We start from the raw sequence: 13,738 nt of genomic DNA, 5'->3' as shown, positions 1-13,738 counted from the left end.
ACTCAGCGAAAGGTCGCGTTCCCGCGTGGCCGGCCAGAAGTGGCTGCGCCTGCGGCCTGGGCCCCGGTGCGCTGCTCGTACTGCCTTCGCCGCCCGTAGCGGGTCCGGCCCTGAGGCTTGTACACGGAAAGCACCGTCGCTACCAGGAGTGCCAGCACGGCGGCGCCGGACTGGATCACGAGCTGGGTCCTCAGCCCGTGCAGGGCATCGGTGGACCAGGTCGTTCCCGCCGCGATACCGGCGATGTAACTGACCGGCTGCATGTGCACCAGCAGGGCGACCGTGGCCAGGACGGTGATCACGAGCTTCACCACGACCCAGTAGTACCGGACCAGTCCCCAAGTGGTGCCCAGCGATGAGACCACACCCGTCAGCAGCGAAGCGATACTCAGCGGGACGATGACGAACCAGCCGGTCACGTCCATCGCCACGTACGCCGACCGGGCCGTCTGGACATTCTGGCTGGTCAGACCTGTCACCGCGAGAGCCAGGAAGACCGCGACAGCACCGAGCCAGCCCACCGAGGACGTCACGTGCGCCGTGAGCGCGAGCTTGCGCACGCGCGGTGTCATGGCCCTCACGTGTGGCCCCCCATCCCGCCGCCTGCCAGGTGCATGATCACGAAGGCGACGACCAGAGCGATAAGGACGGCGAGGAAGACGTTGACCCAGCGCGGTCGGCCGGGCGCCGGTCCGCGTTCGGGCCTTCCAGGATCGGTGCCGTCATCGTCCGAGTGCCGGGAAGGGGGGAAGTCAGCCATAGGGGCCTCCGCTGTCACGCGTGGTCGCCGAGTTCTTCGACGCCGCCACCTTTTGCGAGACAGACTGTCGCTGTCAAATCCATACTGTCACGGGATCGTCGTCCCGTACATTAGGTGCATGCCGAAGCTGTGGAACGAGACCATCGAGGCGCACCGCCATTCGGTGCGGGAGGCGACCCTGGATGCCACGGCCGCGCTGGTGGCCGAGCACGGGCTGCTCGCGGTGACGATGTCGCGCATCGCTCAGGAGACCGGCATCGGTCGGGCGACCCTGTACAAGTACTTCCCGGACATCGAATCAGTCCTGACCGCCTGGCACGAGCGCCAGATCGCCGGCCACCTCGAACGCCTCATCGCGGCGCGCGACCAGGCCGGCGACGCAAGCGAGCGGCTCGAAGCCGTACTGACGGCGTACGCGCTCATCTCCCATCAGCGGCACGAGCATCATGGCACCGAGCTCACTGCACTCCTTCACCAGGGCGAGCACGTCGCCCAAGCACACCAGCAGCTCAGAGACCTCATCCGGGACCTCTTGGCCGAGGCGGCCGAGGCGGGCAGCCTCCGGGACGACGTCACGCCGGACGAACTCGCCGCCTACTGCCTGCACGCCCTCGGCGCGGCCGGCAGCCTGCCCTCCAAAGCCGCGGTCCGCAGGCTCGTCACTGTCACCCTCGCGGGGCTTCACCCCCCGGCCGAAGTGATCAACCCGGCCTCCGCCGACGAGGATGAAGCACACCCCCAGGAGCGCTCGCCCCACCACCAGCGGCACAGCGCCCACTAAGCCTCGGTACGGGGACAGCTCGCCGTCCGTGTCAGTCGGCGACCCGGGCCGTGTAGTCGCCCGCCGCTTGCACCGCCGTCACGAGGGCGGCGCCGTCGACGTGGGCGCCCTCGTCGAGAACCACGACGGTGCGGCCGGCGCGTACGTCCGTGGCGGCCGATCGCACCCCCGGGACGTCCTCCAACTCGTCGTCGATGAGGAGGCCACAGCTGGCGCAGTGCATGCCTTCCACGAGGAGCACCACCTGTGGAGCCGTGTCCGGTTCGCTCTTGTTCTTTCGGCTGAACAGCTTCATGACAGATCCTTCTTGAACTCGATGGCCCCGGTCTGCATGCCCATCGCGCAGGAGAAGCGAAGGGTGCCTGGCTTGCGGGTGCCCAGGTCGACCTCGGTGTCACCGTCCCGCTTGACGATCTCCTGGACTCCGAGCTCGGGAATGGTGAACGCTCGGGCGCATCCGCCCGAGTCCTTGCCGTGCAGCACCAGCGTGGTCGGCACCCCGGCCTTCGCGGTGAACTGGGTCGGGACGTAGAAATCCGTCACTGTCAGCGTAACGATCTGCCGCCCGGATGCGTCCGTACGTACGGGCGTCGTCCCGCTCTCCGGTGATTCGCCGCCGCCCCCGGAACCGCTCCCGTCACCGCCCTCCACGAGGAACGGACCACTTGCCTTGGCCTTGGTGTCCGGGGCGTCGAAGGACACCCACCCGCCTGCCTGAAGCGCGGAGATCATGGTCCAGGCGGCGACGGTCAGCACCACCACACCGGTGAGCCCGGCCAGCTTCCCGGAGAGCGCCTGGCTGCTCCGGCGGAACACGTAGCCGAGTACGGCGAACAGCGGGGCCGTACCCACGACGAACCCGGCCATGACCGCGGCGCCGACCACCGCCGATCCGGAGGTGATGGCCAGCAGCTCCATCGACAGGGTCACCCCGCACGGCACCAGCACCGTGGCGAAACCGATCAGGGCCGGGGTGGCGACCGAGTCGGTCTTGGCGCTGCGCCGCATCAGCCGGCCGAACGACGCGGGCGGACGGGGCACCAACCGCCCCACCCCCTTGACTCCGATCAGGTCCAGCGCGAACAGCACCATGAACACCCCTGCGACCAGCAGCAGCACCGCCTGGGTACGGGGGCTGGGCTGCAGCACGTTGCCGAAGACGCCCAGCAGGGCTCCGAGGACCGTGTGGGACAGCAGCTTCCCGGCGAGGAAGGCACCGACCGGCGCCAGCGGTGTGGCGGCCTGCTGAGCGGAAGGCTTCGACTTGGCGGCGGGTTTCGCGGCGGGTTCGGGGGTGCGGCGGCGGGTCACGGCTCCGGCGAGCAGACCCCCCTGTACGGCGGCGCACGAGGCGCCACCAGCGAGCAGACCGGTGCTCGCACCGGTGATCAGCAAAGCGACGGACGACGGCATGCGTCGTTACTCCAGTTCTGCGACGACGGCACGCACACACGGGTCTACGGAATCCGGGCGTGCCGAGGCGGACGTGGGAAGACACGGCGTTCCGCAAGGCGTCGGCCTTACGGGTAGCCGGCCGTCACGTCCGTGACACGCACAAACGGTGCAGATCAGGGGGAGCCACTATCGGTGGCGGGGCGTTGGGCTGCGCCACCAGAGACGGCGGAGTGCAGTCCGGTGCGCGCGACGATGCAGCGGGCACTTGGCCCGCCGGAACGTCCTGAGCGAGGACGCCCTTCGGCGCCACGCACTGCTCCTCAGCCGCGGGGCAGCTCGGACCGTGCTCCGGCGATACGACGGCGGCCGGAGCCGCGGCATGCCCAGTGATCGCGACGTGCGGGGACATCTCCATCGGTCCCAGCATCGCCATCGCGGGACGCGCCAGCCCCGTCAGACATGCGAAGAGCGCGCACACCAGCAGCACTCCGGACCACGTCCGGAGCCACAGAGTCAGGCGTCGCGACATGCGCGCCATGCTAGGCCACGCCCGGAATCAGCAGCCGGTCGGGCAGGGAAGCCGATGCCGGGACGAAACTGACAGCCGCCCGCGGGGGCCGCTCCTACTCAGGAGCGGACCACGCGGGCGGCGGCCTGACAGGCTCCGGCGACCCCGGGTCTGACCGGCTCCCCGCCCTCGGCGATCACACCGACGACGCAGGAGTGAAGGGACGCCAGCACGGTGAGCCTGAAGGCCTGCCGGGCCTGTGCGCCCGGATGATCTTCTCGTCGCGTGCCGGGTCCTGGCTGACCGGACGCGGCCGGCCCGTCCCGGAGGCGTGTTACTAAGGGTCGGCCTCGGGCCGGAGACGGTATCCACGCCATCTGCCGCGGACGTCCCTGGCCGTCGTCTCCGGCTCGGGCGTGCTCGCGAGGGTCTCCCACCCGTGCCTGCTCGCCTTCGCGGGTCAGCCGCAGGGTGACCCGCCCGGCCGCCACTCCCTGAGGCGGTTGATGCCGCGGAAGCCGCCGGCCCGGACCTGCGGGGCGACGGCCCACAGCGCTTGGCCGAGCACTCTCGTCACGTGCGCAGGCTGCCGCGACGGGCAGGTCAGGAGTCCCTTTTCACTGCGAGGAAGCTGGCTGTCTGTCCGGCCCTGGCGAGGTTGGCGCCGCTGCCGTGGTCCTTGGCACGAAGGACGGTTCCGGCGAGCGTCATCCGTTGTCCTACTCCCGTCGGCCAGTGCCGCAGGACCACGCCCTCGTACTCGTAGTGGAAGTCCTCGATCGGGGTTCCGGCGACCCCCTTGCCTGTGAGCGTGATCGCCAACGGCGTCCCGGACGCCTGCCCGGCCATCTCCATCGCCAACGGTTCCACGCCCGCCGGTGCCGGGAAGACCAGGAGACCGCTCACGCCGCCCGCCGAGGTGGCTGTCAGCCTGAGCTCCAGCTGAGCGAACCTGAGATCGTTGAAGTCGTCGACTGGATCTGGCCTGTTGAGGAAACTCCGGTAGGTGTACGTGCCTGAGAGGTCTGTGGCCTGCACTGTTTCTCCTCGGTCATGCCGCCGTCTCCGGCGGCCCGATCGGCGACAGGGTCCGCGATCGACGGACGTGTTCAGTGCTCCTGAACGCCGGTGCTGTCATGGACGAACAAGGCCCGGGTGTCGGAAACGCTGTAGCGTTCCCTGAGCTCGAAGTCATCGGCGGTACCGGCCACCGGGGCGTCGGGCGGCTCGAAGTACAGGACGTAGGTCTTCGCCGTGTCGGACTCGCTCTCCAGCTGGAGCCACCCCTGGTAGCCCGCGGCGGGGAACGTTCCGGTCGCTTTGACGGTGACGGTGCTGGGCGACCGGTTGACGGTGATCACCGCGGTGCCGAGCTCCAGGCGCTTGAGACCGCCCTCCTTCCAGCGCCGGAAGACATCGATCCACTCCGGCGGCCACGGCCCGCCGAAGGCCGTCGGCGGCATGGTCCCGGCCTCCAGGCGGTCGATGATGTGCTCGGCGTGCTCGACCACATCCTCGTACTTCCAGAGGTTCATTGAGTGAGGGATCATGTGGTCGCGGTCCGTCGCGCTGAACATGGGCCGGATGTGCAGCTCATACACCGGGGTGCGCATCAGGAGTACACCTCCATGCGCACGTCCTTGAAGTCCACCTCGTCGACCGGCGGCAGAGGATGCGGGGGCAGCCCAGTCTCGCTGGGCGCGGGAATGAACTGCAGGGTGAACACCAGGTCGGCGCCGTCCGCTCCCAGCGACTCCAAGACGCGTCCCACGTCGAAGCGGGCCGTACGGGAAACGTTGTGGTCGTGGTCGCCGTGCAGGTCGCCGTGGCCGTCGTGCATGTGCCGGTGGGCCCGCCACAGCGCCACATACCCTGCTCCGAACCGACGTGCGAACTCGCCGTCGTCGGGCTGGAAGGGCACCCCGGACGGATGGAGGAAGGCGCGCAGCATGTAGCTTCCGGTGGTCGGCACCTTGAGCTCGTCAAGTCGCACACGCAGTCGTTTACCCGAGGTCGCGGGCACCTTGAACCCGAGCTGCACGACCTCCTTGTCACGCAGTTCGCCCACGATGTCCGCGTTCCCGTCGAGCGGTGAGAGCAGCTCGGTCGCCAGGAGGTTGAGCGGCGCCGGAGGCACGGGCGCCGGGGGCGCCGGCGGCACCCCGAAGGCCGCCTTGAGCTGCGCCGTGTACTCGTACTCGTAGTCGAGGTCCACGGTGTTGGTGAACTCGGAGATCTTGTTCTTGGGCTGCGAAGCGAACCCCTGCAGCACCTCGTCCGGCGACGTCAGGGGCGGCGTGCCGTTACGGCGCTGCCACTCCGCCCACATCAGATCGATGAAGGCGTGGAAGCTGAAGTAGATGGGGTCCTCGGCCGCTGCCGAGGGGTTCGCCATCGCCCCGCCGATGTAGAAACCGTGCATCCGGTTGTGCGGTCCCCCTTCGATCCGTCCGTCGTCCCCGGAGAGGTCACCCACCGGATAGCCGGCGAACTCCTTCTGGTCCGTCTCCGTCGTGACGATCTCCAGCGTGTCCGGCGGCAGCGCCGCCGCCGCGGAGCTGCGCGGGGCTTTCAGCCCCGGCTTCTTGAACGCGAGAGGAAACTTCTCGGGTGTCTGTTCGCCGATCCAGTCCCAGTACGGAATGGTGACGTTCTGGGTGCGCGGCGGGTCGGCCGCCTGGAGCAGCTTCTCGAAATAGTGCAGATGCGCCCGGTGCCACGGCAGAAAGCGGTCGTTGTTGTGCTCGCACCTGATGGCGACGCCGTCCGGTCCCACGAAACCGTTGTGCAGCGCCGCCTGGAACGCGTACCCGGCCGGATCGGCCTCGTTCACCTCCGAGCGCTGCCGCAGGATGTCGAGTGCGTGAATGTAGTCGTCTAGTTCCGCGTCGGTGAGGGCGTTGATGTCTTTGCGGACCTTCGGCATTTCGCCTCCATTGAGGGGACAGTCGAAGCGGGCAGGCCGCTGTTCTCGTTCAGGTGCCAGAGTTAGAGGTTCGGAAGGACACCGCGAGCCAGCGGGGAGTCCGGAACAACCACCTCGTGGCGGAACAGCCAGTACCGGCTCGCACCGTTCACGAGCTGATAGTTCGGCACCGGAAGAAGGGCTCGCAGGCCGATGTACGGCACCAGATGCCGCACGGCCACGGCCACCGGGTCCGTGTGCACGTTGGGATCGACACGGAACGTCCCGCCCGGGTGCCGGGAAGGACCAGACTGTGTGGCGGTCGAAGTCGTGGTCATGGCCGTCTGCCTTTCACGGGAAGGCAACTGGGAGCTGGCTGCGCTTCGCAGGAACCACGCTAGACAGACCGCCATAAGGCGAACCGATTCTCTCGGTGAGCGCCGCGTGTCGCCCGAACCCTCCAACCTCGAGTCACGCAGCCGGGTGCATAACCCACCGGCGACCGGTCAATGCTGAGACCACCTATCGCTGAGCGTCACACTCGGCCAGACGCCGTCTCCTCCGTCCATCCACGTGCGATGGGACCACGTGGCGGGCCGAGGCCGCTCTCGGTCCGCCACTTCACCTCGCGCCGGCCCTGGGGGCTCGGCGGCTGAAACCGGGGTTCCCGTCGGCCGCCCCCATCGCGCGTTCGCCCGGTTTTGGGCACGCCAGTTCTGTGATCTGCTGGAGATGTCGACCCACCACCATCGGCCACGTCCCGGACGCCGGGACGATCGGGGCACCTGGCGCCCTTGGGAGGCGCTCCATGCCACACCTCCGCCTGGCCCCGCCGGCACCCACGCGGCCCGGCATCCTCTTGCCCGTACGCGATCTGGCGGTCGCGTGGATCCTGATGGTGCTGCTGGCCGCCCTGGCGTGGGTACTCACCGTCGGTCAGTCCCGCCACATGGGGATGGAGCCCGGCACCATGGGCCTGGCACTCCCCCTCTTCCTGCTGCTGTGGGTGGTCATGATGGCGGCGATGATGCTGCCGTCGGTGGCACCGGTGGCCATCACTTGGGTGCGGGGAATCAACCGCCGCGCGGCGGGCCCCGCCCGCACCCTCCGGATCGCGGAATTCGTCAGCGGCTACCTCCTCGCCTGGACCGGATTCGGGCTGCTCGCGTACGGCGCCCTCGCTGCGACTGGATACCTCGTCGACCGCAACCCCGAGGCAGGACGCTGGATCGGCGCCGCCGCGTTCCTTCTCGCGGGGTTGCAGCAGCTCGGGCCGCTGAAGCGGGTCTGCCTGCGGCACTGCCGCAACCCGATGTTCCAGCTGCTCCAGTACTCGCGTTTCCGGCCCTGGGCCAAGGACCTGCGGGTGGGGGCGCACCACGGGCTGTACTGCGTCGGATGCTGCTGGGGCCTGATGATCGTCCTGATCCCGCTCGGCTTCATGAACGTGGCCGCGATGGCAGGACTGGCGGTCGTGATCTTCCTGGAGAAACTCTGGCGACAGGGGCCCTGGCTCACCTGGGCCGTCGGCCTCGCCTTCCTCGTCCTGGCCGTGCTCGCCCCGTTCCAGGACTGGCTGCTGCCTGGCCTGGAGATGTCCGATCCGGCCATGGGCCGGATGGCGCACTAGGCAGGATGAGCGGACGCCATGCGCCCTGCGGGAGGCGGCCTGGAGAGCCTCCTCCCGTGTTGAACGAGACTCAACCCCGTCCGGTGGGCGCACCCTCGGGCGGTTCGCTGGAGAAGGCGTAGTCGGACACCTCGCCGTACGCACCGTCGAACGACAGCCCGAAGGCATTCGAACTACCGGCGGTGCGGCCCAGCGTGAATTCCGGAGAGAACCCGAACATCGCATTCTTCATCGTCGTAGGCCCTCCATCGGGCCCCCTGAGGGGTTCGAATTCGAGCTCGGTCTTCCCACCGACGCTGAGTCGGGGCTTCTCTCCATCGGACAGGGAAACGCTCGCCCGCTCCACGCCCAGATTCTCACCGTAGAACTGCGAGAGTTCGCCGAACGCACCGCCCTCGCTCCCGGACACGATGCGTGCCACCGCGTCCGTTTGTTCGTCGGTGGCCCCCTCGTCGATCACGAGGCCGACCTTCCAATTGCCGGAGGTCAGGTTGGAGGGGAAGTGGTTGCAGAGGACGAAATCCACCCCGGACAGGTCCACATCGTCCAGGCGCCCGTCTTCCACATGGAAGGCGGCGCACCCGAGGCATTCCTCACGCCCCTGCGGGTCGTGCGGCTTCGCATCGACGGCGCAGCCGCACACCACCGCACACGAGCAACCAGCCAGGTAGTTGCCGGAGATACTCCACGTCATGACTGCTCCCGATCGCTTGACGATTGCCGTCGTCCGACGGCGCGGACGACGCTGGCGACGAGAGCGCCTGGTGGGGAGCGCGCGGCCGACGGAGTAGACCCGCCATGTGCCACAGCTCCGGGTCAGCCCCCGGCGACGGCGGCACGAGACGCCCCGCTGTCCTTCGGCGCGATGCAAGCATCCATGGGCGCTCACTCCAGGGCAGATTTCAGGACCCCGGGAGTTCTTCTCCTACAAGGCTAGGCGTGCCCGTGGAGGGTGTACAGATCGCCGCACGCCTCGACAAGTGCCCACCCCGGTGACCAAACTCGCGGGCAGCACGGCCGCCCGGGCTTTCCCCCAGTCAGCAGCGGGAGGAGAATTGATGATGACCCGTGCCACCGAGTGCCTGTGTCGACATCCAGCGGGGCACCGCCAACCAGGTGACTTCCCCCTGTGCGGGCCACGAGGAGGCGACGAGATGTCCGAGACGGCAGCGACTGTTCCGAGATGGCACGCGGTCGGTGACTGGTTCGATACGTGCAGGTGCAATGTTCCCTGTCCTTGCAGCTTCGCCCAGTTGCCCACCTTCGGCGAATGCGACGGTGTCCTGGCCTGGCACATACGCGAGGGTAACTACGGCGAAGTACCGCTGACCGGCCTCAACGTGCTGATGCTCGGCTCCTTCGTCGGCAATGTGTGGGCCGAGCACACCGACTCCTACGCGGCAGTATTCCTCGACGAGCGCGCCGACGACGCACAGCGCGAAGCCCTGCAGATGATCTTTGGAGGCCAGGCCGGCAGCTGGCCCGCCGAGATGGTCAGCATGATGGACGCCGAGATGCGCGGCATGGACTTCGCCCCCATCCAGATCGACGTCGACGAGGACCTCGGCGGCTGGCGAGCCACCATTCCCGACCGGGTCGAGGCGAGCGCCGTGGCGCTCACCGGACCCACGACACCGGACGGTGCACGGGTCCAGTCGACCAACCTGCCAGGCTCGGAGACCGGGCCAGGACAGGTCGCGACCTGGGGCCGCTCGACTGTGGACCGCGCCAATGCCTTCGGCTTCCAGTGGAGCCGGGAGGGCCAGTCCAGCAAACACATCACCTTCGACTGGACGGGCCCCGACTAGCGTCACCGACACCCCGGGCTCAACAGACAGCGGTGCCGGCTGTGGACGGCGGGTGATGCTTGACGCATGGAGATCGAGATCCTCGTCGTCACCGACTGCCCGCACACCCAGCCTGCGGCCGAGCTGCTGCACCATGCGCTCGGTGACGTCGGTCTGCGCGGCACCACGGTCACCACGCGCGTAGTCACTGACCAGGACGAGGCCGAACAGTGCGGGTTCACGGGGTCGCCGACCTTCCTGATCGACGGACGCGACCCGTTCGACGAGGCGAGCCGTCCGGCAGGGTTGGCGTGCCGGATGTACCGGACACCGGAGGGCCTGGCCAGCCTTCCCAGCCTCGACCAGCTGCGTCAGGCGCTGACCGGCGCCCTCCACGAACAGGATCTCGCCGACGCGCAACGGCGCCACTGGCAGAACACCTACACCGCCCACCCGTGCATGTACGGCGAGCAGCCTTCCACCCCGGCGGTCCACGCCACAGGCGCCTTTCGCGCGGCCGGGGCGAAGGATGTGCTGGAGCTGGGGGCCGGGCACGGCCGCGACGCCCTGTACTTCGCCCGCGAGGGCTTCACCGTCCAGGCCACCGACTTCAGCGCCACCGGGCTTCAGCAGCTGCAGGAGGCTGCCCATGCCCAGGGCGTCGCCGAGCGCGTCAGCACCACGGTGCACGACGTCCGCGACAGGCTGCCATTGCCGGACGCCTCGGTGGACGCCGTCTTCGCGCACATGCTGTTGTGCATGGCCCTGTCCACCCAGGAGATTCACGCCCTGGTGCAAGACGTCCGCCGAGTGCTCCGGCCCGGCGGGCTCTTCGTCTACACCGTCCGGCACACCGACGACGCCCACTACGGCACCGGCACCCCGCACGGCGACGACATCTACGAACACGGCGGCTTCGCCGTGCACTTCTTCTCCCGCCACCTGGTCGACGCGCTCGCCGCCGACTGGACGCTGAACGAAGTCCATGCCTTCGAGGAGGGTGAACTGCCGCGCCGCCTTTGGCGCGTCACCCAGACCCGGCCCCAGTGACTCAGGCGCCCGGGCGGTGTCTCAGTTCCGATGGCACGTGACTTGGCAGCCCATCAGGCCGACCGCGCACTCAGCAACAGTCACAACCGGGTCCGCAACCGCACGCGTCGGTTTCCTGCCCCTGGTGCTCGGCGGGTACCGCGGCCGCCGGCGCCGCACAGCACCCCTCGCTTCTCCAGGCGTCGCGGCCTTCCTTGACGGCGACGGCGGCAATGACGAGGCCCGCGATCGGGTCGGCCCAGGACCAGCCGAGGGTGGCGTTCAACACGAGACCGACCAGGAGCACGCCGGAGAGGTAGGTGCACAGCAGGGTCTGCTTGGAGTCCGCAACTGCCGAGGCGGAGCCGAGTTCACGTCCGGCCTTACGCTGAGCCGCGGACAGGAACGGCATGATCGCCAGCGACAGAGCGGCGAGCACGATGCCCGGGATCGAGCGGTCAGCGTCACCGGTGCCGGTCAGCGCGCGCACCGCGTCCACGCTCACATACGCGGCCAGGACGAAGAACGACACAGCGATGATCCGCAGCGTGGTCTTCTCCCGCGCCTCACGCACCGCATGCTCGGGTGCGGAGAACTGCCAGGCGACCGCACACGTAGAGACAGCACCGCCGCCACCAGCCCGTAGACCACAAATGCACCCCCGGTACCTGACCACCCGACACTTAGCGTAGCCAAGCGGGTGCCCCTTCAACCAACTGTCGAGCCACTGCGGAGCAGGACCTCTGGAGAGAATCTGGGGAGAATCGAGCCCCCTGGGGGGCATCTGGGGAGAATCGGCTACCTAAAACTGCACGAACGTGAAAGATCGAGAAAGACACGTTCGCGCAGGTCAGCTCACCTCCAGCGGACAAAACCCCTGTTCAGCGCAGCCAGGTGGACAACTTCATGACGTAGGTACCCAGGTCGTCGGCCTCGACGATCCCCGGGAGCGAGCCGCCCTCACGCAGCGGCGTGACATAGCGGGTCGCGATCACTTCGGGCAGCATCCGCCCAGGCTATCCGGCCGGTCGACGGCGCCCGCCGGAGGTGCCCGCCGGAGGTGCCCGCCGGTGGCGCTGCCACCGGTTGCGGAGCGGGAGGGGGCCGGTGACCGTGAGGGAATGGTCCACTCCGCACCCGGCGGTCGGCCGTCCCTCGTGCGTCATCTCGGGCCGAACTGGTACGCGAGCGTGATGGGGACCGCGATCGTCGCCAACGCGGGCGTCGCGCTGCCGGTGCGGGTGACCGGGCTGCGCACGCTGTGCCTGCTGTTCTGGGCGCTCTCGGCGGTCATGCTGGCCGTGCTGCTCACCGGCCGGATCGCGCACTGGACCCGCCACCCCGACCAGGCCAGGGCGCATCTGCACGATCCGGCCGTGGCCCCGTTCTACGGCTGCCTCGCGATGGCGCTGCTGTCGGTCGGCGGGGCCACGATGCTGGTGGGGCAGGAGTGGATCGGCACCCGCGCGGCCGTGGCCGTGGACACCGTCCTGTTCCTCGCGGGGACGGCCGTCGGGCTGCTGTCCGCCGTCGCGATCCCGATCCTGATGGTGGAGGAGCGCCGGGTCCAGCCCGGCAGCGCCTCACCCGTCTGGCTGCTCCCGGTCGTCGCACCGCTGGTCGCCGCCGCGCTCGGGCCGCTGCTGATCCCGCACCTGCCGGCCGGCCAGTGGCAGCGGGCCCTGCTGCTCGGCTGCTTCGCGATGTTCGGCCTGAGCATGATGGCGACCTTCGTGCTGCTGCCCGTGGTCCTCGGCCGCATGGTGACCGGGCCCCGGCTGCCGCTCGCCCTGACGCCCACGCTGTTCCTGGTCCTCGGCCCGCTGGGGCAGTCCGTGACCGCCGTGAACAAGTTCGCGGACACCGCCCCCGGTGTGATCCCGCCCCCGTACGCCGAGGGCTTCCGGATGCTCGCGGTGATCTACGGGGTACCGGTGACGGGTTTCGCGCTGCTCTGGTTCGCCCTCGCCTGCACCCTGTTCGTACGGGCCCGGGGGCGCGGCATGCGCTTCTCGCTGACCTGGTGGGCCCTGACCTTCCCGGTCGGCACGTGCGTGACCGGCATGGACGGCCTGGCGGTCCACACCGGCCTCGTCGCGTACCGCTGGCTCGCGGTCGGGCTGTACGTGTTCCTCCTGGCGGCGTGGGCGGTGGCAGCGAGCCTGACCCTGCGCGGGCTCTTCACGGGCGCGTTCGTCCCCGTGCAGGCGAACCCGGCGGTGGCCGCCTCCCTGGACTAGCCCCGTACCCCTGCCGTCCCGCGTGCCCGACCTGCCCGGCCGGCCGTCGCCGTCAGGTGGCGGCCGGCCAGCGGCTGCGGACCTCGTCGGCGGTGGTGATGGTGGCGACCAGGGCCAGCGAGTTGCGGACCACCTGCGGGGTGTACTCGGCCGGCACCCCGGCGATCGCGTCGGCGGGCACCACCACGGTGTAGCCGAGGTTCACGGCGTCGAAGACGGTGTTGGGGATCGCCACGTTCGAGGAGACCCCGGTGACGACCAGGGTGCGGCAGCCGAGGTTGCGCAGCAGCGGGTCGAGGTCGGTGCCCGCCATCGGGGAGAGCCCGTGCAGCCGGCGCACCACCAGGTCCTGGTCCGCCACTTCGACGGGGTCGGCGATCCGGACCGCCGGACTGCCGGTCAGCTGCTGCACGGGCAGTCGGCCGGCCGCCCGGAACAGCCGCGCGTTGCTGTTGGCGCCGCGTCCGTCGGGCCGCCGCTCGGCCACCGCGTGCACGACCTGTACGCCGGCCAGGTGCGCGGCGCGCACGAGCCCGGCGACCCGGTCCAGCATGCCCGAGGCCTGTGCCTCCTTGGCCAGTTCGGGCAGCGCACTGTCCGGGCCCACCACGCCCTGCTGGCATTCGACAGTCAGCAGCACGGTGTGCGCGGGGTCGATCTGCTCCCCGAGCCGGTCGTCCGGACGCATGGCGGCTCCCGTGGC

14 protein-coding genes and 2 pseudogenes are annotated in these 13,738 nt (G+C 69.3%); 5 read left to right on the top strand and 11 right to left on the bottom strand.

The features are described 5' to 3' along the window. Window positions 1-2 precede the first annotated feature (2 nt). Window positions 3-560, bottom strand: coding sequence for a hypothetical protein (locus tag OG764_RS29395; RefSeq protein ID WP_328971438.1), 558 nt, complete (start codon window positions 558-560; stop codon window positions 3-5). A 17-nt stretch (window positions 561-577) separates the two neighbouring features. Continuing rightward, window positions 578-760, bottom strand: a complete 183-nt coding sequence (locus OG764_RS29390) for a hypothetical protein (protein ID WP_328971437.1) — start codon at window positions 758-760, stop codon at window positions 578-580. A 118-nt stretch (window positions 761-878) separates the two neighbouring features. Between OG764_RS29390 and OG764_RS29385 the strand changes: the two genes are divergently transcribed. After that, window positions 879-1,541: a TetR/AcrR family transcriptional regulator gene (locus tag OG764_RS29385; RefSeq protein ID WP_328971436.1), complete on the top strand. Its 663-nt coding sequence runs from the start codon at window positions 879-881 to the stop codon at window positions 1,539-1,541. Window positions 1,542-1,572: 31 nt separating this feature from the next. Here the strand turns inward: OG764_RS29385 and OG764_RS29380 are convergent, their stop codons facing one another. The 5 genes from OG764_RS29380 to OG764_RS29360 form a co-directional block, all read right to left on the bottom strand. Then, window positions 1,573-1,836, bottom strand: a complete 264-nt coding sequence (locus tag OG764_RS29380; RefSeq protein WP_328971435.1) for a cation transporter — start codon at window positions 1,834-1,836, stop codon at window positions 1,573-1,575. Then, window positions 1,833-2,954, bottom strand: coding sequence for a sulfite exporter TauE/SafE family protein (locus tag OG764_RS29375; protein WP_328971434.1), 1,122 nt, complete (start codon window positions 2,952-2,954; stop codon window positions 1,833-1,835). The genes OG764_RS29380 and OG764_RS29375 overlap by 4 nt, the downstream gene beginning before the upstream one ends. Before the next feature lie 1,093 nt (window positions 2,955-4,047). Further along, window positions 4,048-4,482, bottom strand: coding sequence for a hypothetical protein (locus OG764_RS29370; protein WP_328971433.1), 435 nt, complete (start codon window positions 4,480-4,482; stop codon window positions 4,048-4,050). Between the two features lie 71 nt (window positions 4,483-4,553). Further along, on the bottom strand, window positions 4,554-5,057 hold the full coding sequence (locus OG764_RS29365) for a hypothetical protein (RefSeq protein WP_328971432.1): 504 nt from the start codon (window positions 5,055-5,057) through the stop codon (window positions 4,554-4,556). Then, window positions 5,057-6,370: a tyrosinase family protein gene (locus OG764_RS29360; protein ID WP_328971431.1), complete on the bottom strand. Its 1,314-nt coding sequence runs from the start codon at window positions 6,368-6,370 to the stop codon at window positions 5,057-5,059. Before OG764_RS29360 ends, OG764_RS29365 begins: the two co-directional genes overlap by 1 nt. A gap of 787 nt (window positions 6,371-7,157) precedes the next feature. On the opposite strand from OG764_RS29360, the gene OG764_RS29355 reads away from it, so the two are divergent. After that, window positions 7,158-7,979 (top strand): DUF2182 domain-containing protein, encoded by an 822-nt coding sequence (locus OG764_RS29355; RefSeq protein WP_328971430.1) that lies wholly within the window; start codon window positions 7,158-7,160, stop codon window positions 7,977-7,979. Window positions 7,980-8,049: 70 nt separating this feature from the next. Here OG764_RS29355 and OG764_RS29350 read toward each other — a convergent pair whose 3' ends face one another. Beyond that, window positions 8,050-8,673 (bottom strand): DUF1326 domain-containing protein, encoded by a 624-nt coding sequence (locus OG764_RS29350; RefSeq protein WP_328971429.1) that lies wholly within the window; start codon window positions 8,671-8,673, stop codon window positions 8,050-8,052. A 460-nt stretch (window positions 8,674-9,133) separates the two neighbouring features. Here OG764_RS29350 and OG764_RS29345 point away from each other — a divergent pair, with 460 nt between their 5' ends. Beyond that, window positions 9,134-9,787, top strand: a complete 654-nt coding sequence (locus OG764_RS29345) for a DUF1326 domain-containing protein (RefSeq protein ID WP_328971428.1) — start codon at window positions 9,134-9,136, stop codon at window positions 9,785-9,787. A gap of 66 nt (window positions 9,788-9,853) precedes the next feature. Beyond that, window positions 9,854-10,816 (top strand): class I SAM-dependent methyltransferase, encoded by a 963-nt coding sequence (locus OG764_RS29340; protein WP_328971427.1) that lies wholly within the window; start codon window positions 9,854-9,856, stop codon window positions 10,814-10,816. Between the two features lie 70 nt (window positions 10,817-10,886). Here the strand turns inward: OG764_RS29340 and OG764_RS29335 are convergent. Continuing rightward, a pseudogene (locus OG764_RS29335) lies at window positions 10,887-11,414 on the bottom strand (cation transporter); the annotation flags it as partial. Between the two features lie 277 nt (window positions 11,415-11,691). After that, window positions 11,692-11,802, bottom strand: a pseudogene (locus OG764_RS29330) (HipA family kinase); the annotation flags it as partial. Between the two features lie 114 nt (window positions 11,803-11,916). Between OG764_RS29330 and OG764_RS29325 the strand changes: the two are divergent. Beyond that, window positions 11,917-13,035 (top strand): TDT family transporter, encoded by a 1,119-nt coding sequence (locus tag OG764_RS29325; RefSeq protein WP_328971426.1) that lies wholly within the window; start codon window positions 11,917-11,919, stop codon window positions 13,033-13,035. Window positions 13,036-13,087: 52 nt separating this feature from the next. Here the strand turns inward: OG764_RS29325 and OG764_RS29320 are convergent, their stop codons facing one another. Continuing rightward, complete coding sequence (locus tag OG764_RS29320; RefSeq protein ID WP_328971425.1) at window positions 13,088-13,723, bottom strand: cysteine hydrolase; 636 nt, start codon at window positions 13,721-13,723, stop codon at window positions 13,088-13,090. Window positions 13,724-13,738: the final 15 nt, after the last annotated feature.

It is taken from the genome of Streptomyces sp. NBC_00239, assembly GCF_036194065.1.
GTDB lineage: Bacteria > Actinomycetota > Actinomycetes > Streptomycetales > Streptomycetaceae > Streptomyces.
This window is presented reverse-complemented; position numbering and strand designations above follow the sequence as displayed.